Below are 26,845 nucleotides of genomic sequence, written 5' to 3'. Positions count from 1 at the left end.
TTATGTTTGGCTTGAAGAAAAAACCGGTGGATAAAGACGCTCTGAAAGAGCAGGTGATTGTTGGCCTGAAAACGGTCTTTGATCCGGAAATTCCGGTGAATATTTATGATTTGGGTTTGATTTACAACATCGATATTAACGACGAGCAGCTTGTCCATATTCAAATGACACTGACCAGCCCTGGCTGCCCGGTGGCTCAGACCTTTCCTGGTACCGTGGAACAGGCCGTGAACCTTGTAGAAGGCGTGAACGACTGCACGGTTGAGCTGGTCTGGGATCCGCCATGGACTCAGGAGCGGATGTCGGAAGTAGCGCGTCTGGAACTGGGTATGTTTTACTGATGTCCTGGCAGCCTTCGGCCACACTCGCCAACCTGCGTCAGCGCGCCACATTAATAGCAACGATTCGTCGCTTTTTTACAGAACGTCATTATCTGGAAGTGGAAACGCCAGTGATGGCGCGTCATGGCGTGACGGACGTGTATCTGAGCAATATGACCGCCGGGTTTCGCGGTCAGTCTTACTGCCTGCAGACCTCGCCGGAATACCATATGAAACGCCTGCTGGCGGCCGGCAGCGGTGCGATTTTTCAGCTGGCGCGCGTGTTTCGTGATGACGAGCTGGGTCGCTGGCATAATCCTGAATTTACCCTGCTGGAGTGGTATCAGCCGGGGATTGATCATCATGCCCTGATGGACGAAATGGACGCCTTGCTGCGCACGGTCTTGTCCTGTCCGCCCTTATTGAGAAAAACCTATCAGCAGGCTTTTGTGGAAACCTGCCAGCTGGATCCGTTTACAGCCAGTCTGTCTGACCTGCGGCAGTGTGTATCGCGTTTTGAACTGGCGAATGTGTTGCCGCCTGATGAGCCGGATCGTGATCAGTATTTGTTTCTGCTGATGAGTCATGTTGTTGAGCCGGCGTATGCCAGTCTCGATGCCCCTCTGGCGGTGTATCATTTTCCTGCGTCTCAGGCGGCACTGGCTCAGGTCAATCATGGTGTGGCTGAGCGTTTTGAAATTTATTACCGTGGTGTCGAGCTGGCGAACGGTTTTCATGAGTTGACCGACGCCGAGGCACAGGCGCAGCGTTTTGCAGATGATAATTGGAAACGACAGGAAAAAGGCCTGCCTCAGGTTGCAGCGGATCAGTATCTGCTGGATGCCCTGGCTCAGGGTCTGCCGGCCTGCAGCGGGGTGGCTTTAGGCGTTGATCGCCTGATGGCGCTGGCGCTGGGAGTTGAATCGATAGCAGAAACCCAGGCTTTTGATTTTTCCAGAGCCTGATCGCGGGCCATCATACATACTCCCTTCTCCCTTAACCAGAGAGAAGGGAACCATATCAATTCAGCAGTGCATCCACCTTGGCCGCGCAGATGAAGTCATTCAGAGACAGTCCCTTCAAGGCATGTGTCATGAAGCGGACATGGCAGTAATTATATCCAACTTCCAAATCGGGGTGATGATTCTCTCCATTGGCTATCCATGCGATAGCGTTCACAAAGGCCATGGTTTCGTAGAAATCGGCAAAGGAAAACGAACGCCTGATTTCCCGGCTGTCGTTGATAATTTCCCAGCCTTTATCCAGCTGCGGCATCAGATTACGTACCTGCTCTGCGTTCAGAGCCTGGCCGATTCCCTCGCAGGATTCACAATGTTTATGCTGTAAGTCACTCATGTTGTTTCCTTAATGTTGAAGACAAAGCGGCAGCCTGTCGAGAAAGCGTTTCGTATGCTCTGGCTTCCCGATGCTGACCCGCAAATGATTGGGCATGCCGTATGCAGCCAGTGGTCGCACAATGATACCGTGTTGCTGCAGTTTCTGGTACACCGGCATGGCATTCATGCCACAGTCAAAACTGATAAAATTACAGGCCGATGGAATCTGCTTAAGCTTAAGAGCGGCCAGCCCTTCGCGCATTTGCTGCATTCCTTCTCTGTTAAGCGCCAGCGTTTCCCTTACAAAGGCCTGATCCTGCAGGGCGGTGACTGCCGCAGCCATGGCCACCTGATTGACCGTAAAGGGCAGCTGGATGCGTTTCAGCAGTTCACTGATGCTCTGCTGGGCAATGGCATAGCCCAGACGCAGACCGGCCAGCCCATACACCTTGGAGAAGGTGCGGGTAATGACCAGATTGGGATGATCATTCAGCAGGGGCAGTGCTCCGGCATCGTTTTCAGGATAGGCAAACTCATAATACGCTTCGTCAACCACCACAAGCGTTGACTCCGGGACACTTTTCAGCAGACGCCGGATCTCGCTCTCCGGAACCAAAACACCGGTGGGATTGTTGGGATTGGCCAGAAACACAATGGCCGTGTCTGGACGACAGGCCTCAATCATGGCTGAAATATCAACACTCCAGTCCTCTTTCAAGGGGCTGAGTCGAAAAGGAATACCAAGGGTCTGCGCCTGAATCTGGTAGGTGAGAAATGCCTTGTCATGCGTCAGAATGTGTTTATCCTGTTGCAGGGCGAACAGCATCATTAAGAGGGTATAAATAAAATCCGATCCGTTACTCAGGGTCAGCTGAGACTCGCTGATATCGAGAAACTGGCTCAGCTGTTTCGTTAAGGGATGCAGGGAAGGGCTGGGGTAGGTCGCGATATAATGCCCGGATATATTGGCCAGCATGTCCAGCACCATCGGACTGCATCCCAGCGGATTTTCATTGCTGGCGAGCTTAATGATGTCTGAAATACCCTGCTCCCGTGCCAGTTCTTCAACGGATTTGCCCGGTATATACGGCTGCAGGGTTTTAATCCCTGTGTGTGGTAACTCACTGTAATTGCACGACAAAGTCATCTCCTGATATAGGTGTCAGATTTATTTTACCCTGCCGGGCCAGGAAACAGAAATCCTTTATGCAGGGCAGGATTATCTCAATTTTCACACGTAATCCATCCGAATTTCCGCTTCTGTTTTACGAGGCCTTTACTCTGTCGTATACTAGCCGATTATCAAAAAGAGATGCGTATGTCTGTAATTCAAAAAATAATGGCCCTGGCCATTCTCGTTTTATCTGTAAACAGCAGTTTTGCCGCCAAACGGGAAATTGCCTTGACCATCGACGATTTACCCTTTGTCGGGGAAAGTAAAAATTTTCACCTGAACATGATCATCGACACCTTGAAAGAGCATGAAGTGACGGCAACTGGTTTTATTATTGCCGGAAATGTGCATAAGGAAAACTGGCCTGTCTTGCAACGCTTCAAGGAAGCCGGATTTGCTCTGGGCAATCATACCCTGACACATAAGAATTTAAACCAGGCAAAAACAGCGGAATACATTTATGAAATTGAAGAGTCCGACAAACGACTGCAACCGGTTTTAACCGAGCCCAGGTTTTTCCGTTATCCCTATCTGGCCATCGGAACCGGGGAAAAACGCGATACAATCAGGCAGGTTCTGGCTGAAAAAAACTACCGCAACGCACCTATTACCATTGACAGCAATGATTTTGTATTTAACAAACTGCTGTTGACGGTTCCCGAGAAAGGGCGGCGCAAATTCATTGAGACCCTGAAACTGGCCTATATTGATTTTATCTGGCAACAGACCCTGCTGGCCGAAGAAAAAAGCCATTACTCCAAAAAAAGTGATCAGGCGCAGATTTTGCTGATTCACGCCAATTTGCTCAATGCCTATGTACTGCCAGATATTATCAATCTGTACCAGCAAAATGGCTACACCTTCGTCAGCCTCGACGAAGCATTGAAAACACGTAACCTGGCGGAACAGGATCAACACGTCAGAAAAAAATCTGTTGCGCTTGCACAAGGACGCAAATAAGACAGGAAAACACGGAAGCCAGTGCCCGGATTACGCTGCTGCTCATCGGGCCTGAAGCGCAATCGAACAGCCAACCGATTCAGGCGACACCTTCACTACATGTGTTTCTAATGCATCTATATTGAATTAATATCCATCAAAATGGCCGTAGGTTGGGCCTTGGCCCAACAAAGAATATCTCACCAGCTCCATTGTTGGGCCAAGGCCCAACCTACTGCTTAAGTTTGTGTTCATTGTTAAATTATTAGTCTCAATGTCCAGCAATCCTGACTTCATAGTGACCCATGCGACAAGCCTTGCAGATTGCTTTCCTCATTAATTTAACTATGCTTAAAACGAAGAGCAGGATATCGGCGAGCTAATGAAGCAGTCTGAGACAGATAGTTGTGGGTTTGGATTACTAGTCAATCTTAACAATAAAAAATCATCCAGTCTCATAAAAACAGCATTATCAGGTCTTGCGCGTTTAAGCCATCGTGGTGCGGTGGGTGAGGACGGACTGTCCGGTGACGGTTGCGGGATTTTGATTCAACTTGATAAGCCCTTTTTTCAGAAGCTGGCCGATGAAATCGGTGTGCCTTTGAAAAAATCCTTTGCGGTGGGTATGTGTTTTTTAAATCGCTCAGATGTTGAAAGCAACAGACAGGCGCTCGAAACCGCGCTGACACAACTGGGATGTCAGGTAGCCGGATGGCGCCCTGTACCGCTTGATCTTCGTTACGTCAGCATAAGCCAGCAACAGAGCATGCCCTGTGTTGCGCAAATCTTTGTAAATTACCCTGATAGCTGGTCCTTACAACAGATAGAGCGCACACTTTTTGTGGCCAAAAATCTGGCGTCGCACGCACTTGAAGACGATCCCTCGTTTACCGTCTGTTCCTTATCGACTCAAACCATCGTCTACAAGGCAACAGTGCTGACTCAGAATCTGCCTTTATTTTATCCGGATTTGCATGACAGACGCATGCGTTCCGCCCTGGCTCTGTTTCACCAGCGTTTTTCGACCAATACCCTGCCGTCCTGGCGTCTGGCGCAGCCCTTTGCCATTCTGGCGCATAACGGTGAAATTAATACCATCCAGGGCAATCGCCATTACGCACAGCAAATCAGTCACCTCATGGTTGCGGAACACTTCCCTGAACTAAGCGGACTGACCTGTCTTGTGAATCAGCAGGGATCGGACTCTCTGAGCATGGATAACATGCTCGAAAGTCTCGTTCAGGCCGGGATGTCAGGGCCAGAAGCCCTGCGGCTTATGGTGCCTGAAGTATGGGAAAAGCCATCGTCGATGAGCCCGGACGATAAGGAATATTATCGATACCATGCACATCATTTACCTCCCTGGGAAGGCCCCGCAGGCCTTGCGTTTTTTGATGGCCGCTATGCCGGTTGCCTGCTCGACCGCAACGGTTTTCGCCCGGCACGTGTGGTATTCAATAAAAACGGCTGGATAGGGATAGGCTCAGAAGTGGGTATTTTCGACTTTAAGGAAGACGATATTACGCATCTGTCGCGACTGCAATCCGGGGAAATGGTAATAATCGACATGCAGGAGAAGACGTTGCTCGATGCCGCCGTGTTTAAGGCACGCACGTCACGGGCACACCCCTATGCCGACTGGATGAGTCAGTTCGCCACGCGCCTTGACGATCAGGAGTCGCCGACGGTCGCTGAGCGTCACGTATCCGTTTCAGACACCCTCTGTAATCGCTTTGACGTAAGCTTTGAAGAACAGGAGCAGGTGCTGCGTTACATGAGTGAGACCGCCGAGGAGCCAACCAGCTCGATGGGAGACGACACACCGATGGCCGCCTTGTCTGCGCAGACGCGGCAGCTGTTTGATTTTTTTCGCCAGCAGTTTGCCCAGGTCACCAATCCACCCATTGATTCGCTGCGGGAAAGCTGCGTGATGTCGGCCGGCATCAGTCTGGGAACCCGCGCTCTGATTACAAGACCACAGCCCGGCATGGCCAGACAGATAGAGTTGCCCAGCCCTCTGCTGAGCAATGAACAGATGAAGGTTCTGAGCAACGATTGCCTCCCTGGTTTTGTGGTCACACCTGTTTCTCTTGCCTTTGAGCAGAACCTTAGCCTGAAACAGGCGCTGGACAGGCTCTGCGACACAGTACAGGCTTTACCTGACCGGGACCATCAATTGATTATTCTGAGCGATGAAACATCGATTGAAGAGCAGAACAGCATTCATCCGACCCTGGCTGCCGGCGCCTTGCATCATGCTTTGATAAAAACACAGCAGCGTGGGCGCTTCTCGATTGTCGTTCGTTCGGGCTGGGTACGCGATGCGCATCACCTGGCGATATTGATCGCCTGCGGTGCGGATGCGGTGAATCCCTGGCTGGGTTTTGCTCTGGTCATGGATATCGCGCGGCAGAATCAAAAGAATCCTGTGACATCCCTGAATAATTACCGTAAGGCCTTGAACAAGGGACTGCTGAAAATTGCGTCCAAAATGGGGGTGTGCACCCTCAATGCGTACCGGGGGTCGCAGCTGTTTCATGTGATTGGCCTTGACCGGGAAGTGACCGCACACTGTTTCAGTAAAAGCTCGTGCTGGCTGGAAAAATACGATTGGCAGAGTCTGGATGCGCATCAGAAAATATTTTATCAACACGGTCGTGATCCAGGCCGCGATCGCAGGCGAGGCGGTCTGTATAAGTTCCTGCACAACAGCGAATACCACGATTATAACCCCGATGTGGTGACCAGCCTGCTGCGGGCGGTGACTGAAAATGATGCACGTTATTTTCAGCAGTTCAAAGAACTGGTTAACTGCCGACCACCGGTGATGGTGCGTGATTTCCTGTCTCTGTCGGCTGAGCAACGGCCTGTCAGTCTTAACCTGGTTGAAGATATTTCGACGCTTATGACCCGCTTTGATACCGCGGCCATGTCGCTGGGTGCCTTGTCTCCCGAAGCGCACGAAGCACTGGCCGTTGCCATGAATCGTCTCGGCGGCCGTTCCAATTCGGGCGAGGGTGGGGAGGCCAGACACCGTCAGGGGCAGATAAACCAGTCCAAAATCAGACAGGTTGCTTCAGCCCGTTTTGGCGTGACAGCCGAGTATTTGATGCATGCAGAGGTCTTGCAGATTAAAATAGCGCAAGGGGCTAAGCCCGGAGAGGGTGGCCAGTTACCGGGCACGAAAGTAAATGCCCTGATTGCCGGCCTGCGTTACTGCTCGCCGGGCGTGACTCTGATTTCACCGCCGCCGCATCATGATATTTATTCGATAGAAGATCTGGCTCAGCTGATTTTCGATTTGAAGCAAATCAACCCCAAAGCACGGGTTTCTGTGAAGCTGGTGTCAGCGCCTGGTATCGGCACCATCGCGGCGGGCGTGGTCAAAGCCTATGCGGACATGATTACCATTTCAGGCTACGACGGCGGTACCGGAGCCAGTCCCTTAAGCTCCATTCGTTACACAGGCTGCCCCTGGGAATTTGGCTTAAGCGAGGTACAGCGCGTGCTAATGGAGAATAATCTGCGTCATCGTGTCACTCTGCAGGTGGATGGTGGCCTGAAGACCGGACTGGACGTGATCAAGGCCGCTATTCTCGGGGCAGAGAGCTTTGGCTTTGGTACGGCTCCCATGATTGCGCTGGGCTGTAAATATCTGCGCATCTGTCACTTAAATAATTGCGCAACAGGCGTTGCCACCCAGGATGAACGCCTGCGCAGCGAATTTTTTCATGGTCTGCCAGAGCGGGTCATGCGTTATTTTCGCTGGCTTGCTGAGGACGTTCGCGAGTTACTGGCTTCCCTTGGCCTGACCCGCCTTGAAGATGCCATCGGTCGCCTGGATTTGCTCGCACCGCTTGAGAAAAATGGCGTGGATGTGAGCCTGCTGCTGCGCCAGCCAGAGTTCAAGGCAGAATACCGGCAAAGGCTTTATCAACAGCGACCCAATGTGCCTTTTGATCAGGGTCTGTATGCTGAAAAAATTCTGGACGATGTCCTGCCGGCTATACAGGGTCAGTCCGATTTTACGGCCCATTACCTCATTTCTAACGACAAGCGCAGCATTGGCGCCAACGTAGCTGGCGTTATTGCCAGACAATATGGCAATCAGGATTTTCCCGCCCGAATCCGCTTGAATTTTCATGGCATAGCCGGCCAGAGTTTTGGCGCCTGGCTGGTACAGGGACTGTCTCTGTACCTGGAAGGCGCTGCGAACGATTACGTCGCCAAGGGCATGAGCGGTGGCGAGTTAATCATCACGCCGTTCCGAAACGGTCATTTGAGTCCAGCGTCTACCTGCCTGGCTGGCAACACCTGTCTGTATGGCGCAACGGGCGGAATATGTTATCTGGATGGTCTGGCAGGCCAGCGTTTCGCCGTGCGTAATTCCGGCGCGACTGCGATTGTTCTGGGCGTGGGCGATCACGCCTGTGAATATATGACCGCAGGCAGCGTCGCGATTCTCAGTTCACCGGGTAATAATTTCGCGGCCGGGATGACCGGTGGTGTCGCTTTTGTGTATGATGATCAGTCTGTGCTGACACAACGCTGTAATCAACAATCAGTTGGTATACATTTGCTGGATAACGCGAACCTGCTGGTCTGGCAAGAGCAGCTCATGCAATTGCTGCAGGATTTTCATGATAAAACTCACAGCGTCAGCGCAGCGTCATTGTTGTCAGCGCGGGAAGAAAACTGGAACCAGTGGTATCTTGTTTTACCGAAGAACGTGTCGCCGTATGCTCAAGGCGAAGGGAGTGGCGAATGAAAGAAACCATTATCCCGTTGTTCGCGTTTCTGGAACAAGTCCGCAAAGAGCCTGACAAGCAAAGTGTGGATGAACGCATGCGGCACTTCGCTAAAATTTACAGCCAGTACACACAAGAGGAAGCCCGCCGGCAAAGCGAACGCTGTCTTGACTGCGGCAACCCTTATTGCCAGTGGCAATGCCCGGTACACAACAATATTCCCCAGTGGCTGCATCTGGTTGCAGAAGGAAAAATAATGGAGGCGGCCGATCTGGCGCATGAAACCAACAGCCTGCCCGAGGTCTGCGGACAGGTCTGTCCGCAGGAAAAACTGTGTGAGGGGGCATGCACTCTGCAGGGTATACCAGGGGCGGTTACCATTGGCGCCATTGAAAACTATCTGACAGAAACGGCCCTGGCCATGGGCTGGAAACCGGATTTGTCACGTGTGATTCCAAAACCTTTCCGGGTCGCTGTTATTGGCGCGGGTCCTGCCGGTCTGGCCTGTGCTGACCGGCTGACGAGGCAGGGCATTGCTGTAACAGTTTATGATAAGCATCCGGAAATTGGCGGCCTGCTGACCTTTGGTATTCCTTCATTCAAACTGGAAAAAAGCATCATGCTGCGCCGTCGAGCCCTGCTTGAAGGCATGGGCATTCGTTTTCAGCTGAATACCGCGATTGACAGCAGCCTGCAGGCACGGCAATTGCTGGACGATTACGACGCCTTGTTTCTGGCCACGGGAGCCGATAAAGGGATCAAGGCGGGTATCCCCGGGGAAGGGCTGCCCGGCGTGCATTCCGCCCTGCCTTTTTTGATTCAACAGATTTATTTTCAGCTGGGGCTTATTCCCACGGCGCCCTTTGATTTTAGGGGAAAACAGGTTGTGGTTCTGGGGGTGGGAGATACGGCGATGGACTGCTGTCGTACCGCGCTGCGTTTGAATGCGTCATCCGTGACCTGTGTATCACGACGGCGCATGGATGAGCGGCAGGGCACGATAAAAGATTTCCATCATGCCAGGGAGGAAGGGGTTAACTTTATCTGGCAGCAACAGGCGGTAGCATTTCATGGAAACAAAAGCCTGCAGACCATAGCATTTTCTCACACCGGTCCTGGTATGGAAGCGAATCTGGACATTCCCTCGGACGTGGCCATTATTGCCTATGGCTTTGAAGCCAGACCCGAATCCTGGTTCACGGAACTCAATATCCAGACTCATGCTAACGGCTTAATCCGCCTGGAAGAGCAGCCGGTTTTTCCCATGCAGACCTCTTCTGAAAAGGTATTTGCCGGTGGAGATATGGTGTCTGGCGCCAATCTGGTGGTCAACGCTATTGCTCAGGGGCAGACGGCAGCCCACTCGATTGTTCGATACCTGACACGGAAACAGTAAAAACGGCCTTAGGGAGAAGGGAGTCTGTTTCGTGCCAGACCGTAGTCCCGATGTTGCATTTTCACACCGTACCGCTCCCTTCTCCCTGTGTTTAGGGAGAAGGGCTGGGGATGAGGGTGAGGCTGACTGATAACCGGGAGCCCTATTATGAAACCCATATAAAAAAAATAACGCTCGCTTCGAAGCCCTGGTGTATCTGATGAGATGACCCTCATCCCCAACCCTTCTCCCTTAACCAGGGCGAAGGGAGCCTGTTTTGTGCCAGATTGTAGTCCTGATGTTGCATTTTCAAACCGTACCGCTCCCTTCTCCCTGTGTTTAGGGAGAAGGGAGTCTGTTTCGTGCCAGACCGTAGTCCAGGTTAAGGAAGGAATACCAGGATATCTGTTTAAAATTATTGCAAAATGATCTTAAATAAATTAAAATGGGGGCTACTAACGTCTTAAGCAGGTGTAATGATGAGCGGAAAAGGTGCGAGATATTGGTCGGATATGATGGAGAGAGAGCTGAAAAGCTACCGTGATGCTTACGACATCGGAACTGCTGGTGGTGGGGTAAACTGGTGGCCCGAGGCCGTCGATATCAGGTCTGCGGAAGCGAGTTCCCATACTTTACATGGTCAGGTGGCACTCAGTCTTCTTTCTGCCTATACGAGTCAGTCATTCACGTCATACGGAAGCGATGTGGCATGGAATCTAGGGCCGTCATCGGTTTATTATTACACAGTTAATGATGTAATGCAGTGTGTGATAGATGCGTTGGGAAACCGTCCGCTTTTTCGCGATGGAGATTTGTATAACATCGTGCGTGCCATTTCAAGCATGACCGGGAAAGATTATTTGCCTTATTTTGAAGTTCGTAACAAACCTTCAGGACTCTGGTCTTTCTTTTGCTGCTCTGTCACACCTCGCGTGACGCACAGGAAAATACCGGGAACTGACTCATTTAGCATCGAAAAAAAAATTGGCAAGGACATGATCGATATTGATTTAACCTTTCATACTGTGGAACAGCTTGAATCTTTTTTGGATACGGGGATTATTCTCAAACCCTACATGAAGAGTGCCAATCAACCAGGCGAGCGAAAAATGCGCGAAATTCCAATGAGCGAAAAAGACAGGGATAGTATTGAAGCGCGGATAGTTCATTTGCGGGCTAAAGAAACGATGTCTGATGAAATGACGCCATTACTTGATAATCATTCCCAGAGATTCTCTCTGTAAGTCAAACAGGGGTTTGGTCCGAGTGAACGGGCCGTTTGACTCAGCCCGAACCCCTTATCAGGCCACCGTCGATTGCCGGTTCTGGATGGAAGCGACGCGTTTCAACAGGTTCATTTTATTCGCTGCCATTTGATACACAGCCAGCAGGGTTGCCTGGTACATCGCGTCAAATTGTCGCTGCATCGCTTTGATTTGCCGCTCGTCGGGCAGATCGGCCTCGGTTCGTTCGAGAATATGGCACATGGAGGTCAAGTCGAAACTGTTGCAGAGGTAGTAAATATTGTTTTCATACACTTGTTCCGGGAACAGACGTTTTCTGCTGATGTCGCTTATTGAGACCTGAGTTAACCCTGGACGGCGGTTTTCGCGTGGTCTTTTTTTGATAAAATTAATTTTGTTTAAATAAAAAAACTCCTGAAAAACACCGGATATCAACCCACTGACCAGGGAGCAGTTGATCAAGGGAAGGCCAAGGCCAACGCTGTTTAAAAACAGGAGGTCGAACAGGTTTTTAACGTATGTTTCCAGCTCATTTTCTTTGTGATGAAGCAGCGAATGCATAATAAAATTAAAATCCAGCCCCCGCTTGCAATGGCCCATGCGCCGATGCGAGTACCATACAACATATAAAAGACCTTCCCACGGTGATTTAAAGTAATTTTCGGCCAGTGTGTTTTGAACGTGGCGGATTTCATTGACCAGAGAAGGGGTTATGACATCGGGGAGATGTGGTTTTAAGCAAATGGAAACCCCGTGCGAGTCGAACTCATTGACGACTAAAAGCTCTACGTGATTCATGCTCATACACCATCCATTTTTTGACGAGTGAATTTATTTTATAGTCAAAAAAATGGCGTTTGTCCAATTTTTATGCAGTCAGTGGTGACGGATTCGCGTCGCGCGCTCTGTTTCAATCTAAATCAACATCCTGATAAACATGACAATCCAGATCATCAGAGCATTCAGGATGGCGATAAAAACAGCCGCTGATCCCAGATCTTTAGCCAGACCGGATAATTCGTTTCGCTCCATACTGATGCGATTCACGGTGGTTTCAACAGCCGAGTTGAGCAGCTCCATCATCATCAATAGAAGAATAGAGCCAAGCAGCAGAATATAATCCACCACAGAATGACTCAATGCAAAAGCGCAGGGAATGGCTGCCAGCAGGACAATCAGCTCCACGCGAAACGCCCATTCGTTCTGCCAGGCGTAGCGCAGGCCATTGATGGAATAAGTACCTGCCCGGTACAGTTTTTGGAAAAATCGGATCATGATTTGCCTCGTTCCAAAAATTTAACATGGTATCTGGGTCACAGTGGATTGTAAAACGGTCGCGGTTTAGAAGGATAGTCTGTAACGCAATGCATAAACCCATTGATAAATCTGTAAAACCTGATTTAATACGCGCCACAATTCAAGGGACTAATCAGGGAGTTTAAAAATGACGCATGGCAAACAGACAGAAAAACAGGAATCATCCATATTGACTACTATAAAAGCAGTGTCTATCAGCGCGTCCTGCGAAGTGATTTTGTGGCATCCCATTGATACCGCCAAGTTACGTTGGATGGCTCTGAAAGGCAATGATGCAAGAATCAAATACCCGAGCGAATTTCCAAATAATGCCGCCTTCAAAGAGTACTACGGTCGAATCATTTTTCATGAAGCATATAATCTGTCGGCAGCATCCAAATATCTATCACTTACCAACGGTATGACGACAGCCCTGTTTTACAGGGTATATCAGAGACTTATTGTTAATACGATGGGTCTGTATGGCGCTCCAAAAATGACAGAAGCAAGTCTGGCTGCACTGCCAGAGCATTATCGTACAGCCTGGGCTAAAGGTGGCTTGACGGTGACGTTTAGTGCCATGACGGGTCTCTTAGAGGCTGCACTGGTTCATCCGGTTGATACCATCAAAAACCAGAAGCAGGTAGCAAAGGCCGGCAGCGCCTGGCAGATCGTTAAGAGCGATGGTTTTGGACTCTGGAAAGCCTGGGAGGCCGCAGCAGTCAGGAATATGCTCGGTGCATCGATACACTGGAGTACTTTTGCTGCGTTGAAATCGTTTTTGCTTCGAGATGATCCGGATCGCAAACTGACTCCATTCGAAGCCACGCTTGTTTCAACTGCCTCTGTGTCAGCAAGTATTATTGGAACCAATCCTCTGAATCTGGCTAAGCTGCGTGTGCAGACTGCAAAAAAACTAGGGCATGCGGACACCACGGTGAAGGCCGAGCTGGTGGATGTGCTTTTGAAGCGAACCTTCATGCATGGTGTTATTCCTAACCTGGTCAGCTCGGTGCCCAGAAAATCGTCTGCCCTGGCCTTAACGGTTATACTCATGAACTGGTTAGAAGAGCTTGCGCCTGATCGGGATCCGGCTGTATTAGATGTGACAGAAAAAGAATCAGTGGAGTCCGTGCTCGTGCACGAAGCTACAGAAGAGCCCGTTTCTGATGATCCCTTGTTTGATCCCTGGAACGGTTATAGTGGGCGATATTCTTTTTTTCATCCAGAACGCACAGCGAAGCTGTCTCGTCGCGTCATTGAACATGATGAGACGCCGGGACCCGGGCTGTAAAAACAGAAAGACCTGGTCTGCCGGCCTCATTTTAATAACGGAGCCGGGCAGGCTATTGCAAACAATCCCCTCCAGCGCTATCCTTGCGCCCGCAATCCAACTCACGGACATGGACTATTATGAACACTCTTCAAGGGTTTACCCTGTTTGATCTGCTGCTGACCCTGGTATTTATCTCGGGCACAGCCATTGGCCTGTTAACACAACAGGGCCAGACAAGCCATTTGCTCAATGCCGGCCTTTACGACGCCAATACACTAAACAGCCATACCAACTACGGTGAGCGGCATGCCGCTTTCCGGGTGTAGGCAATCCGGTCTCAGCCTGATTGAGCTGATGCTGAGCGCAGCTCTCTCCTGCCTGTTGATCTCGGTATTAATACACATGTTTCTCAGCAGTAAAAATCAGTATGCATTCACCCAGAAACGACTGACGCGTGAATTTGAGCTGATGCAGGTCAGTGAGCTGCTGCGTGACAGCAGCCGTCGTGCCGGCTTTACTCCCTGTGGCAACATCAGGCGTCTTATCAGCAAAGATCGCCGTAATCCTGACCATCGCCTGAGCGGCATCGAAACCCGGGTGGGGCCATATCACGCCCTGCAGATAGCATATGTGAGCGATGAGTTCTTCCCAGTGCAGAGCTGGCTTTCGTCAACGCGGCTGCGAGTAGCGGGCAGGGCTGCTTTTGCTCCCGGACAGGCACTGGTGCTGGCTGATTGTTTTTATGCGGAGGTACTGACGGTGGCCAGCAGTCGAGTCCAGGGGAAAGACACATTGATTACGCTTGACAGGGCCTGGCGCTTCCCCTATTCGCAGCCCACGTATGTGGGGGCCTGGGTGGAAGAGCGTTTTTATGCAAAACCAGGCAGCCCAGGCCTCTTTTATGATGCCAGGCAGCCAGAGCAGTTAACGAATCATATTGTCGGTCTGGTGGCCGACCAGAGCCAGGATCAGTTACTGCGCGTGCACCTTAAGGCAGATGACGGGAAAACACTGATGCTGGAAACCAGACCCAGAACCCCATGACATCACGTCAGCAAGGCAGCATGATGCTGATAACTCTGATGCTGACAGGACTGCTGTCATTGCTGATTTTGTCGCAGATGCAGTTGCTTATATTGCATGTTAAGGCCGTGAATCAGGTCAAGGCGCGCTACAGTATACGTGTGGATCTCGAGCTGGCGGCGGCACAGTTGATAAGGACAAATGCCGGGGGCTGTGTACGAAAACAGGATGCACCCAACACCGTTATCAGAGAATTGCAGGGAGGCGGCGGCTGTCAGTTTTCGTTTAAGGGGTATCATTTTCGTTACCAGATTGAAGACCTGGGTGTCATTCCCTGTCTGAGCACCCTTATCAATGGGCAGCGATTCAGCACCCATCACTGGCGTTTAAGCATGGCCCGTGATCCATCACTGTGGCTGCAGATACGTTATGCCCGGGCAGCAAATCCGGAACCCTGCCTGCATCACGCTGAATCAAGCATCAAAACTGGCATTTTAAGCTGGCGGAGTTTAGGATAGAAGATGACTGAACATAAGGATAATGTACTGAATGAGGTTTATCTCTCGAGAACGCCTGGCGTCGTTTCAATACTGGCCACAGGTGATCACCTTGCTGATCATTGTGCTCGGCTTTGCCGCCTACCGCTATTTCGCCTATTACGATACGCGTTCAGACGACTCCTATGTTTCGGCTAATTTCATCAATATGGCAGCCCAGGTTTCAGGACCCATCAGCCATATCTACGTGCGGGAAAATCAGGCCGTAAAGCGCGGCGACAAGCTGATAGAAATCGATCCCCGGCCCTATCTATACGCGCTGCGTAAAGCCGAAGCTGATCTGAAACTGGCGAGAATCAGCTACGAAAATGACAAATATAACGTGGTTATCGCTGAAGAACGGCTGAAACAGAGTCAATCCGCTCTCACCCTCAGCCTCCAGCATTTAAAACGATACCAGAAACTGACCACTGAGGGCGCGATGCCCGAAATCAAACTGCTGGATATCGAAGCAAAAGTCAAGGAACAGGAAGCCCAGCTGCTGGCCGCCAACCAGGCACTGAACATTGCACAGCGCAACCTCGATGACAACGAAGTGCTGGCAGCCATGGCCGTACGCGATAAAGCCCGCTACGATTATGATCACAGCACGGTGTATGCACCAACAGATGGCTTCGTGACCAATTTTAATCTGCGTCACGGTCAATATATTGCGGTAGGGCAGGGCCTGTTTGCTCTGATTGAAAAAAAACACTGGTGGGTGGTGACCCGCTACCGGGAAACGGCCATTCGCCTGATAAAACCTGGTGATCCTGCCAAAATCATGCTGGATATGTACCCAGGCAAAGTATTTAAAGGACACGTGGAAAGCGTGGGCTGGGGCATTAATCGTGTGCAGTCCGGTAACGTCGCTCAGTCTACGCTCGTTTATCTGGAAGCCACCGAAGACTGGATTAAAATCGCGCAGCGATTTCCAGTCCGCATTGTGTTTGATGAACTGGATCCGGCCTACCCGCTGAGAATAGGCGCTACCGCTACCACCATCACGTATCGGTGACCAGGTGTTGCTCCTGCCGAAAACACTGGAAAACCGCGCGGCTCTGCGCACTGCACTGGCTGCGATCACGGCGATTTTAATTGCCTTTGCCCTGCACACAGATAAGCCCTACTGGGCCGGAATGACCGTAGTAGTTGTCGCCAATTTATACACCGGCAGCATCATCGACAAGGCCATTATGCGCGTATTGGGCACCATTATCGGTGCCTGGTTCGGATTTTTTATCGCCAAATACATTGCGAACAGCTTTCTTCTGTATTTTCTTATAAGCTTTTTCCTGGTTGCCATCGCGGTTTATTATTACAACTTCAGCCAATACGCCTATGCCTGGCTGCTGGGTGCCATCGGTGGATTTATTGTCATCGCTGAGCTGGCGATAGATCCCAGCCAGTCTTTCTGGGTAGCCGTCTGGCGTCCGATCGAGATTTGCCTGGGGGTTGTGGTATCCGCTGCCTTTGCGTTCTGCGTCTTCCCCAATCGAATAGAAGACAGCGTTGTTAAAGAGGTTAACAGCATTTTCAAGGCAATAGACGCCTTGCTGCTCAAGTTACAGGCCTTACTGGTGAACGGTGACACGAGTGTGTTACCCGCCATGACTAAGGACAATCTACAGCTGAAAAAAAGCGTGCGCAAAGCCCAGGATATGGTTGGATTTATGCGACACGAAGTGGCCTATAATCGGGATATCATGGAGCGGCATCGTTTTTTGCTGGATTCCTGCTATAACGCCAGTCGCGCCATCGGCTATTTTCTGTCATCCAACACTGTTGCGGCGATCGGTGCTCCGGATAATCGTTTGCCGCTGGCGTCTTGTCTGACTCTGATTCGTCAGGATTTTGCCGACGTGAAAGCGCTTTTTTATCGAGAGTCTCTTACTGCGCCGGCTTCGCGAAGCGGTGTGGCGCTGGCCGATTTTGACGAACAACTGGCGCAGCTGCGCGATTTGTCGGTCAGCGAGCAGCAAAACAGTTTATTGGTTGCTCATTTTTTGCGGCAGATGACGGCTTTGCTATGCCACCTGCGCAATCGTTTGATGACTGGGATCAAGCCTGCACCGATTCGGCAGGCGATCTCAGCGCAACAGCAGCTGCGCATGGATCCGGATGTGATTATTCACAGCATTAAAGCCGGGTTAGCCGCGATTCTTGCTCTGGCCTTCTGGCTGCTGAGCAACTGGCCAGGTGGCTTGAATGGCATCGTCAGCAGCATCGTTATTTCCATTCGTAAAAATCTATATGAAATGCACAATATCAGTGCCTTTCGTTTGCTCGGTTGTATTCTCGGCGGCGGCGTGGCGTTTGTTACCCTGTTTTTCTTTCCGCTGAATTTGTATTTATTTCTTTTGGTTATTTTTCTGTCTGTCTGGGCATTCAGTTTGTTTTCCTTCAAACAGGTAAATTACGCCTATATTGGTTTGCAGGCGAATTTTGCTCTGGTTATTGCCATGGCACAGGCCGGTGGCCCGCCTTTGACCATGGTTCCGGCCATGGAGCGCCTGGGTGGGGTGGTGATCGGTATTGTATCCAGTTTTCTAGTGGCTAATGTATTCTGGCGTACCAACATGGTCACCTTGCTGCGCCGGCAAATGAACGCCCTGCGCAAACGATTATTGTCCAATTTACGCTACACCCTGGCGACGGATAAGCAGGCCTGGCCATTTTATGATCTGATCACGGCGTTTTGGGTATGTCGTGGTTTACTGGAAGCCATGACAGCCCGGAAAAAACAGATTCAGGGGCTGAAAGACGAGCACGAAACGATGGTGGTTTTGCACGTGACGATGAATAACATCCTGGAAAGTGTGGATCAGCCGCGAGCAAGGAAAACAGGGGAGTCTCTGGGAATTGCTGTGTCCAGCCTGGAAAACCGGGTGACGGCCTTGCTGGATGGACATTCAGGTTTGGGGCTGCGTCAGGATTTACATGAAGCCTTATCGGTTCTGATGTTAACGGAAGACCTTAGGCCCCAGGATCGGGAAAACTGTGCGGCGTATCTGTACGCGCTGGATCAGTTGGTGCAGCATCTCCTCTTAGGAAGCGAGGATTCTGGTTTTATGCCATACAAAAATGCCCATTAAATACCTTAAATTGCGCCTGCAATGGATGTTATTGTATTTATATGGTACAATTCGATTCTTTTGTAATCCTTGGTTTTGTAGGACATGTTCGAAATATTTAATCAGGCAGTTCAGTCAACACCTGACAATCTGGCCTTCATACTCAGCAATGGCGAAGAGTTAAGCTACACAGAAGCCGCAAAAATCGTTAAAACATGGGCTGCTTTTTTATACGCCAACGATGTCAGACAAGGCGATTTGGTGGCCTTGCTGTCCGATCAGGAAGATGTGTATGTATTTGTTCATCTTGCGCTGGATTATCTGAACGCAAGCATCGTTCCCTTTGACAGTAATGCCCCATCCGGCCAGTTAAAAGCCATACAGGGCTTTCAACATTTTCTGTTAGACGATTCTTGCCAGATTCCACCCGAAGACCTTCCGCAAACCCACAATATTGTGATGAAAAGAACGGGCGTTTATCCGCCTGAACATAGCTCTGTGTTGGTGCCGGAGGTAACACGAAGCCCTGACATTCCTAATTACCTTGTTGCTTCGTCCGGGGTTACGAACATAAATAAAAAGTGGATCCCTATTGGCAGTGCCGGCTTGCATTATTGGGCTGATGCGCTCAGGCGTCAGTTGCCATTAAACTTCGAAGACAGAATATTGTGCACGCGCAGCCCGGCTTACGATGCGAGAATCTATGATTACATTCAGGCTTTCGCCTGTGGCGCGACTCTGGTACTGATGTCCTCAATCAACCGTCGTAGCCTAAGCGCAATAGCAGAACAGTGCGAACGACAAAAAATTACCTGCATGACTATGATTTCCTCACAATTATCCGTCAGCTATCAAAAAATAATCCTGAAACGTATGGCTGATGCCGGCCTGAAACATTTGATGGTCACCGGCGACACCTGCACACCAATGCTTAAAAATCTTTGTGAAACATTCGATATTAACTTATGGAATGGTTATGGCCCAACCGAGGCCACCTTTGGTATGAGCCTGTTATGCGTCAATGGTTTGTCATTGATTGAAAAAGACGGAAAAATGATTGTACCAATAGGAAAACCCTGGGGTGCCGAGGTCAAATACCATCTCATTGAGAGCTGTCTCTATATTGAATCTCCTTACCTCTCGCCCGGCTATAGAAACGATCCGGTGCGTGCGGCAAGAAATTTTCCCCTGATCATGACCCAGGATGGTCGTCAGGTTCGCGCCTTTAATACGGAAAACAAATTTTCCGAGCAGGGTGATTACCTGGTTTTAGAAGGACGAATTGATGATAACGCCCATGTTAAAATTGTGGGTGAAAAAATTAAGGCCGAAGAGGTCAAAGATGCGTTGGAATCATACAACAGGGGCTTTGATCAGGATGTAATTCAGGTGTATGTGGTCGTCAAACAAAAAAATGATAAGGACAGATTGGTCGCTTATGTCGCTGTCAACCAGGCGGATTTCGACAAACAGGCATTTAAAAAATACATCAAGGACAACTTGATTCCAGCGGCCGTGCCAAACTTTATCCAGCTCGACAGTCTACCCCGTCTGGTAGCCAGTCAAAAAATCGATCAGCAGCAACTCAGGCAACGAGTTGATGAAGCCCATGAATATTTTTTTCATATTGCACAGACCTCCATAGCCGCCACGTCCACAGATTCCGGATACGCAGTGGATAAAATATGGTGCAACATTCTTGGTCTTGATCACGCCGATCCAGAGCAGGAGTTTATGTTTTGCGGTGGGGATTCGTTTCAACTGAGCAACCTGTATCTGGAAATAAAACTGGGCATTAATCCCGATTATCGCTTTGAAGACCTGGTTCGCCTGTCGCCAAAAACACTGGAAAATGTGCGCAAATCCATTACCTCCACCGTCGCTATTGATTATAGTGCGGCCGAGATTGCCCCAATTTCCAAAGTGGAAACCCATCGGGATAATTTTTTCTTTTTACCGCCGTTGTTGGGTGAAGGTTATTTTACCTACAAAAAATTTGCCGGCATTTTTACACGGACTTACAACTGCAATGTGTATGGATTGTCTGATCCCGGCAGGCTTTCCCCCGAGTATCTGCCCAACTCGCTGGAAGATGCGGCCGATCGTTACATCAACGCCATCAAAACGGTACAGCCGAAAGGCCCGTACCAGTTGCTGGGTTATTCTTTCGGGGCAACACTGGCCTACTATGTTGCACAGCGTCTGACGGAAGCGGGTGATACCGTTAATATTGTGCACCTGGTTGATGGTTATCCACCCACCGTTTATCAAAAACTGCCTCCGGCAGAGCATGCGGTTTTATTGCGGGCACTAATTGCAGTTATTCACAAAGGGCTGAACTCGAAAACCTTCAACGAAAACATCACGGAAACCTGCGAACTTGAAGAGTTGATAAACCTTGATCATTGCGAACAAATTGATGTGTGTTTTGACAGGTTGGAAGCTCAGTTGACAAACCCCGGCTCAGTTGGATTGGTTGCCATTGCCCGCCGGCATTTAACGCTGGCCATGCAAACAACCTTTCGCTTTGATTTCTCCAGCCAGCGGAGCTACATATTATCGGTACCCCCAAAGCTGCCGGTGAATGCGTTCTTCTATTTATCAAAGGCCGATCAACCTTATTTACAGGCCATCGAGCGCATACCCACGCTGGCAAAACATTCTATCGCAAAACAATATTTTTACTGGAATGACTGGTTTGATCAGGTTGTGCTCGGCACTGACAACCGGGTTGAACTGGAACATCTGGAATTATTGACGGCAGAACCTGCGGAGGATAAACCATCTGCCGATATGTTTTTCCTGAGCCAGCGTGTCAGGCCGTATGCTTACTGGCGACCGGAGGCTGAGATCAGACCATTTTATACAAAAGACGCCGGATCATCCTTGCTTTACGAATGGCTCAAATTGCCCAATACGTCCATTATACATTATGATATTTTCGCTCTTTCTGCACAGTCGCTGCAGACTCTCCAATCAACCTTGTTGAGGATGTTTCCCGAAGCACGGACGGATATATCTTCATTATATGAAATGCACACGGATATGCTGGAAAGAGAGAAATTGTGCACAGCGCGATATAAACTGCATGTCGGAATACCCGCAGAGCGGGCGAGTGAACTGGAGGACGTTCTGGATCAATTTCATATTGAACGGCGTGTTATCCATGGTGCATCACGTGAGTTGGAAGGAAAAATATCGGACAGCGTATCATATGTTTTAAAAACACCACCATTTTTCTATATAAACCTGAATTTACCACGCCAGGATGGCTCTAATATCGTCACACTGGCATTCAAATGCCGCGGTGATCTGCGCTTGCTTTTACTTAAAATATTCTTGAAAACAGGTCTGGAACTCGATGTGCCACTGTCTGAGCCTGCGAAGGCATCGTATTTTCTAACGCTTAGACGCCCTCAAAAACCAGCAGGATTTGTTCCCCAATGGTTTACGGTCCTGGACAAGGCACCTAATAACAATCCTGCACTGCTGGAAGACAATATCGATTATTACATGCCCCTGCTGCATAATTTAATTCATTTTATTGCGCCTTTTATACAAGGATTACCTGACAATCGCTTCGATGGATTAAGACCTTTTCCGCCTTTGAAATTACCCTTTAAAATAAACCTGAGCATGCCGAACAAGTCGCCTCGCTTTTTCCGGGTAGTGCGCGCGGCTGTTGTGAACGAATACTCACCGCTGACGGCTGCTTATCCGAACAGTGAGGATCGTCTTGATAGCCTGCAAGGCAATCGCCTGGCATTCAGCAATGAACTGAGCCGCCTCTCTGACGCACAATGGAGAGATCTGAATCAATTGGCGCAGTCGATTCATCAAGGTATCTCCGTCAGCATGACCGGTGCTCAGGATTTGATAAACCAGATGGAAAGGCTGGTGGCCTACGCGGGTCACTTGCAACACATCAAAACATCAAATCAGGATCCAGGCATGTTGCGCCAGACGCAATTGTTCTGGCTGGAGGCGGCATACAGGCTGGCACAGCAGCTCATACCTGATCTGGAGCGTCTGGTTGCAGCAGATGACGCGCTGGCCATGGCGTCCTTTACGTCTATTGCACCGGGTATTGCGCTGCTCTTGAACGATCTAAGCAAGGCAAGACGCTATAAACCCCTGTCAACGGCGGCTGAGATTCTTCCTCTGCAAAGAACTGCGTTCGCGCTCGCTGTTTATTTGAGCGAAGGTTATCCATACGTTCAATCGGATTGCTTTAAACATAATGCCGATATCTTTGAGGCTATGATGTTCCGTATTCTGCGTCAATGTGGCAAACAGGACTGCGCGCGATTCGAACAGGCAGAGCAGATATTGCTGGTGTTTCTTAGCGAGGAAATTCGCCGTAACAATCAACAGGGAATCGGCCAGATACTTAGCGAATTATCCAATATCAATCGGGAAAAATTTGAATATCATGGGCATCAGCACGCACTTGCAAATGCATTGCTCCAGGCAAAAAGCGCCATCTCGCTGCTGGAAAACACAGCGTGCCCCGCCTATGCGGATGCCATGATTTCCCTGATTAAAGCGCTGGATAGTTCGGGTGAGACTGATATGGCCCAGAGCTATGGACAAGTACTGAGCGATAAATATCAGCGCAATCCAGGTGCTGGCCTCTCTGAAGAGCAGCTGGAACAGATTCGCCCGCTTTTGTATTCGTCATCATGCACTATTTTATAAAGAATATTAAATCAGGGTGAGGTGGTTTTTAATTGTCAATATGTTAAAATCAGGATCATTTTACGCCTATTTTTCTTAGCAGGTAATATGAAAAACAGCCCATTAACAGGCATACTTGAAAAGCGCATTATTCAGCTTCCAGGCGAGGTCATGCTGTCATTGCTGTCAGACAACACACCTGATTTTATCACCATAAAAAACCAATCTTATGCTTATGAATACGTTAACCAGAATCATGCCAGCCTGTTTGGTTATAAAAAAAATACTGAGATGTTTAACAGAAAAGACAGTGATTTTTGCCGCGATAAGAGCAAAGTAAAAATTTACACGGATCTGGACGATCAGGTCTTTGACACCGGTTTGCCTAATGTGGTCTGCGAAGAGGTGTATCCCGAGCGAAATAAAATCACCAGACTGGTATCTGGTACGCTTTACCCAATTATGAATGAATCAGCCAAAACCATTGCGGTGCTTGGTGTTTTCAGGCTTGCGCATGGGCTCTGGCAATTAAATATTGATTTACTGGTTAGTTTGAGCGCTCAGGAACTGGATTCTCTGCTGGTTAAACGCTCGTATAGTATAAGAGCACACAATCAGGATGTTTCTCTGTCAAAGCGCGAAATTCAGTGCCTGGCCGGCTTATTGAAAGGCCAGCATGCCGGTGAAATTGCAGGCGACTTAAACCTGCAGCAATCGACTATTGAATCTTATCTTGATCACCTGAAGAACAAACTGGGGGTGTTTTCCAAAAGCGCGTTAATCAATACTGTTTTTGAGCAAAAAATCATCCAGCAATTACTGTTGTAACAGCAATTCCCGCTCCGATCGGTCGTCCCCGCGCAGGTGGGGACTTCCAATTAGCCTTACGTTTTTCTTGATTTTTCGCACTGCCTACGTACCGCGGCTTGTCCGCGGTATCCATAGGTGACTGACTTCTCACGCTGAACCACTGGATACCGCGGACAAGCCGCGGTACGTAGGCGTCTTAGAGTGTCAAGAAAAACGTAAGGCTGATTGGAAGGGCGGGGATCTATCCAGAAAACCAGTACTGGTGTGGCTTATAGATGGGTCCACGCCTGCGCGGGGACGACCGATCGAAGCCATATTTTTGACATGGTTATTTTATATGATTTGGTGAGCTCCCGTTTCCTTAACTTCGCAGCATTAGCTTAACTACCCAACTTAGTACGGTAGTCCATGTTGGATTGTTTTATTACAATTGAGTCTTGTTTTGATTCATGCGAATTTCTATTTAACATATTGATTCATCTTGTTCGAATCAAAATAAATCTGAATACACACATGAACCCTGTAAATGAGGTAGAAAAAATGTTTAAGCAAACTACTGGAGCAGCAACACAGACTGGATTGAAATCTGTTGGTGACGATCAGCTGGAAATTGAATTTGCAGCAGCATTGATATTAGCGAAAGGATTAATTGAACATATTGATCCAGAGATAACAGGCGAGGGTCTTGACAAAATATATAAAGATCTAAGAGACACATTCGCTGCGGGTGTTCAAAAGCTGATAGCAAATAAAAAAACCGGTAAAACAGATACTGAAACAGCACTTCTCGCTCTGAATGCCATCATTTCAGGTCATGCTGGAGACTGTCTTTCATTTCTAAACATATCAATGTCTCAGAAGATTATCATGGGTTCAGCACGCTCATGCGCCAGTCCTTGTTCCAGCAGTCAGGAAACACTGTGGGCAACCAGCCTGGATAAAATTAAAAATCATGTTGAAGACCCTGATTTTGATGAAAATTTAAAACAACTGTATACGGCTCTGATTGGGCAGATTGAGCAGCTGAAATTATCAGGCAACCTTTCTGATTCTTACGGGGCTTTGCTGCTTGAGCATTTCACTCTGGATATTGTTTATGAAATCACTCTAAAACAAGTAAAAACGCTGCTTGAACATCCCGATTTGGAACAATTTCGGCAAACAAACGCCGCCAATATCAGTACAATAGAGCAGAAAAAACTATTGGGAGAACAGTCCTGCTCTGTTTCAACAAGACTGCTTGAATCCTGTTCCCGAACCATGCAAATGGCTTTAAGCGGCAGGCAGGTAACCAACAACGCTCTGGAATCTCTTTATACCAGCTGCCCTCCACTTAGACCCAATGCCGCACGGGAGGCACCGATACCTGCGCCTGTTTCTATAGAAGCATCTGTTGAAAATACGCCTCTTCTTCAGCAGGAAACTGTCAGAACGTTACCAGACGCATTTTCTTCGCTAAAAGCCATCATTAGATCCAGTCAGTGGAATGACAAAGGCCATGGCTTTCTCTATTTTTTTAGCAAAACACCCCATCATGTCGAACAATTAAGACGCGCTCAGACCTTTGAGCAATTACAAAACATAAGCAGAGCCGCCCTGGAAGCCAGGCCTCTACTGGGACGTCATCAGGATGTCACCAGGCTGTATCAGTGCCTGTCGAATGCTTCGTCAGCAGATGGCGCATTAGCATCATTCAATTCGCAATCAATTCGAATAAGCTTATAGCAGGATAGGCGCACAGATCATCAATCTGTGCGCCTCTTAAATCTACATACTGGAAGAGGAAGAGGCGATGGATCGCGATGCTTCGTCATATGGGCCGGGCCGATATTCCGGTATATTGGAACTCGGGACTGGCGTAGAATAAAATGAGTACAATGGCAGTACTTTTGCACTGAATTGCGTGCGCATCTTTTCCTGAATACTCTCTGGTAAATTTCCTTCATACTGGCTCATATCGTAAGGCAAATCATGGCAGCGTGCCGATACCGACATGACTTCATGAAAACTGTGATAACCTGCCACGCCAAAAAAGGCGAAATAAGCCAGACTATATTCATGCTTTTCCTGCGCTGAGAATGTAAATTCAAACAGGTTTTCGTATAATTCAAGTGCCATTAACAGGTTTAACAGATGCGAAGAGGGGCCTGCAATGACAGGGGCCTGATTGTCTTTAAATTCTTTCAGTGCCGGATGCTCAATATCAATGGCATATCGCTGCAGCGAATTTTTATGAGAGGTCGCCTTTATACAGCTTATTAACTGCTGCGTTTCGCTGAGTTTATATATTGCTTCATGTACGTCCGGAGAGTCAGACATCCCAAGCCATGTGATGGGTACAATGTCACTTTCTTTCATTGCAATCTGTCGGTATTCGCTTTTTCCGCTCTCAAATTCGCGAGTGAACTTCTCAAATATCCTGCGAATTTGTGTGTATCTTTCTTCATGCAGAACGCGGGCAAAAGAATAACCCATCGTCGCATGAAGATGCATCACCGTGACCAGATTGGTATTCATTTGTAGCTCGGTTTTAACATCGAGCAGTACATCTTTCAAGCTCAGGCCGTCTGGGTCTTTGACAAGAGCACCCATGGTTCCTTTGTCAAATGTTCGATAGACAGCCGCTTTTAGCCTGGCAAGCGGCTCACCTGCAAATCGTTGTTCCAGTGCCTCAAAATCTGCCGGATCAAATCCTTCTTCATGATCGTGCTTTGGAATCAGGCGGATGATGGCATCCGAAATTCTTTTAACGGACTCAAACCACTCCGGTTTCATGGCCAGTTGTATCGCCAGTTTCGCTTCATGGAAGGCTTTCTTTTGCCATTCGTTCATTGTTACATCTCCTTTGGGTTAAAATCTGGGCGATATTACGGAACTTACCGTGGGCATAATACCCGGTAGGGTGGGGTATTGACACCGGTACGGAATTAAGCATCTTCAATCAGGGATACCGACATGCGCATCCCCCCAACCGGGTCTGGTAGTTGGATGAATAAAAAATGAATACCATCCTGCA

General features: G+C 49.0%; 20 protein-coding genes. 15 read left to right on the top strand and 5 right to left on the bottom strand.

Features of this window, described 5'->3' with window-relative positions; all coding sequences use genetic code 11:
- Nucleotides 1-2 precede the first annotated feature (2 nt).
- Nucleotides 3-341 carry an SUF system Fe-S cluster assembly protein gene (locus ACQUTA_RS08125; RefSeq protein ID WP_444987735.1) on the top strand — a complete coding sequence of 113 codons (339 nt, stop codon included), beginning with the start codon at nt 3-5 and terminating at the stop codon, nt 339-341.
- Nucleotides 341-1,285: an elongation factor P--(R)-beta-lysine ligase gene (gene epmA / locus ACQUTA_RS08120; protein WP_444987734.1), complete on the top strand. Its 945-nt coding sequence runs from the start codon at nt 341-343 to the stop codon at nt 1,283-1,285. The genes ACQUTA_RS08125 and epmA overlap by 1 nt, the downstream gene beginning before the upstream one ends.
- 55 nt (nt 1,286-1,340) lie before the next feature.
- Here the strand turns inward: epmA and ACQUTA_RS08115 are convergent, their stop codons facing one another.
- Both ACQUTA_RS08115 and hisC read right to left on the bottom strand, forming a co-directional pair.
- Complete coding sequence (locus ACQUTA_RS08115) at nt 1,341-1,676, bottom strand: 4a-hydroxytetrahydrobiopterin dehydratase (protein WP_444987733.1); 336 nt, start codon at nt 1,674-1,676, stop codon at nt 1,341-1,343.
- 9 nt (nt 1,677-1,685) lie between these two features.
- Complete coding sequence (hisC, locus tag ACQUTA_RS08110; protein WP_444987732.1) at nt 1,686-2,798, bottom strand: histidinol-phosphate transaminase; 1,113 nt, start codon at nt 2,796-2,798, stop codon at nt 1,686-1,688.
- A 177-nt stretch (nt 2,799-2,975) separates the two neighbouring features.
- Here hisC and ACQUTA_RS08105 point away from each other — a divergent pair, with 177 nt between their 5' ends.
- The 4 genes from ACQUTA_RS08105 to ACQUTA_RS08090 all read left to right on the top strand — a co-directional run bounded on the left by ACQUTA_RS08105 (nt 2,976) and on the right by ACQUTA_RS08090 (nt 11,137).
- Nucleotides 2,976-3,791 (top strand): polysaccharide deacetylase family protein, encoded by an 816-nt coding sequence (locus ACQUTA_RS08105; protein WP_444987731.1) that lies wholly within the window; start codon nt 2,976-2,978, stop codon nt 3,789-3,791.
- A 361-nt stretch (nt 3,792-4,152) separates the two neighbouring features.
- Nucleotides 4,153-8,538: a glutamate synthase large subunit gene (gene gltB, locus ACQUTA_RS08100; RefSeq protein WP_444987730.1), complete on the top strand. Its 4,386-nt coding sequence runs from the start codon at nt 4,153-4,155 to the stop codon at nt 8,536-8,538.
- The gene (locus tag ACQUTA_RS08095) at nt 8,535-9,914 is read left to right on the top strand and encodes a glutamate synthase small subunit GltD family protein (protein ID WP_444987729.1); all 1,380 of its coding nucleotides are present in this window, start codon (nt 8,535-8,537) and stop codon (nt 9,912-9,914) included. The genes gltB and ACQUTA_RS08095 overlap by 4 nt, the downstream gene beginning before the upstream one ends.
- Nucleotides 9,915-10,369: 455 nt before the next feature.
- Nucleotides 10,370-11,137 carry a hypothetical protein gene (locus tag ACQUTA_RS08090; RefSeq protein ID WP_444987728.1) on the top strand — a complete coding sequence of 256 codons (768 nt, stop codon included), beginning with the start codon at nt 10,370-10,372 and terminating at the stop codon, nt 11,135-11,137.
- 57 nt (nt 11,138-11,194) lie between these two features.
- On the opposite strand, the gene ACQUTA_RS08085 is transcribed toward ACQUTA_RS08090, so the two are convergent.
- Nucleotides 11,195-11,941, bottom strand: a complete 747-nt coding sequence (locus ACQUTA_RS08085; RefSeq protein ID WP_444987727.1) for a hypothetical protein — start codon at nt 11,939-11,941, stop codon at nt 11,195-11,197.
- 111 nt (nt 11,942-12,052) lie between these two features.
- A complete protein-coding gene (locus ACQUTA_RS08080) occupies nt 12,053-12,412 on the bottom strand; it encodes a diacylglycerol kinase (RefSeq protein ID WP_444987726.1) in 360 nt (119 codons plus the stop codon).
- Nucleotides 12,413-12,581: 169 nt separating this feature from the next.
- On the opposite strand from ACQUTA_RS08080, the gene ACQUTA_RS08075 reads away from it, so the two are divergent.
- The 9 genes from ACQUTA_RS08075 to ACQUTA_RS08035 all read left to right on the top strand — a co-directional run bounded on the left by ACQUTA_RS08075 (nt 12,582) and on the right by ACQUTA_RS08035 (nt 25,554).
- Complete coding sequence (locus tag ACQUTA_RS08075) at nt 12,582-13,727, top strand: MC/SLC25 family protein (protein ID WP_444987725.1); 1,146 nt, start codon at nt 12,582-12,584, stop codon at nt 13,725-13,727.
- 119 nt (nt 13,728-13,846) lie between these two features.
- Nucleotides 13,847-14,035, top strand: coding sequence for a hypothetical protein (locus ACQUTA_RS08070; protein ID WP_444987724.1), 189 nt, complete (start codon nt 13,847-13,849; stop codon nt 14,033-14,035).
- Nucleotides 14,016-14,753, top strand: a complete 738-nt coding sequence (locus ACQUTA_RS08065) for a PilW family protein (protein WP_444987723.1) — start codon at nt 14,016-14,018, stop codon at nt 14,751-14,753. Before ACQUTA_RS08070 ends, ACQUTA_RS08065 begins: the two co-directional genes overlap by 20 nt.
- A complete protein-coding gene (locus ACQUTA_RS08060; protein WP_444987722.1) occupies nt 14,750-15,250 on the top strand; it encodes a hypothetical protein in 501 nt (166 codons plus the stop codon). Before ACQUTA_RS08065 ends, ACQUTA_RS08060 begins: the two co-directional genes overlap by 4 nt.
- Nucleotides 15,251-15,281: 31 nt before the next feature.
- The gene (locus tag ACQUTA_RS08055; RefSeq protein WP_444987721.1) at nt 15,282-16,286 is read left to right on the top strand and encodes an HlyD family secretion protein; all 1,005 of its coding nucleotides are present in this window, start codon (nt 15,282-15,284) and stop codon (nt 16,284-16,286) included.
- A gap of 4 nt (nt 16,287-16,290) precedes the next feature.
- The gene (locus ACQUTA_RS08050; protein WP_444987720.1) at nt 16,291-18,363 is read left to right on the top strand and encodes an FUSC family protein; all 2,073 of its coding nucleotides are present in this window, start codon (nt 16,291-16,293) and stop codon (nt 18,361-18,363) included.
- A gap of 84 nt (nt 18,364-18,447) precedes the next feature.
- Nucleotides 18,448-23,040: a non-ribosomal peptide synthetase gene (locus tag ACQUTA_RS08045; protein ID WP_444987719.1), complete on the top strand. Its 4,593-nt coding sequence runs from the start codon at nt 18,448-18,450 to the stop codon at nt 23,038-23,040.
- Nucleotides 23,041-23,127: 87 nt separating this feature from the next.
- Nucleotides 23,128-23,847, top strand: coding sequence for a LuxR C-terminal-related transcriptional regulator (locus tag ACQUTA_RS08040; protein WP_444987718.1), 720 nt, complete (start codon nt 23,128-23,130; stop codon nt 23,845-23,847).
- A gap of 522 nt (nt 23,848-24,369) precedes the next feature.
- Complete coding sequence (locus ACQUTA_RS08035) at nt 24,370-25,554, top strand: hypothetical protein (RefSeq protein WP_444987717.1); 1,185 nt, start codon at nt 24,370-24,372, stop codon at nt 25,552-25,554.
- A gap of 42 nt (nt 25,555-25,596) precedes the next feature.
- Here ACQUTA_RS08035 and ACQUTA_RS08030 read toward each other — a convergent pair whose 3' ends face one another.
- On the bottom strand, nt 25,597-26,661 hold the full coding sequence (locus ACQUTA_RS08030; protein ID WP_444987716.1) for a hypothetical protein: 1,065 nt from the start codon (nt 26,659-26,661) through the stop codon (nt 25,597-25,599).
- Nucleotides 26,662-26,845 lie beyond the last annotated feature (184 nt).

It is taken from the genome of Legionella navarrensis (genome assembly GCF_052527415.1).
This window is presented reverse-complemented; position numbering and strand designations above follow the sequence as displayed.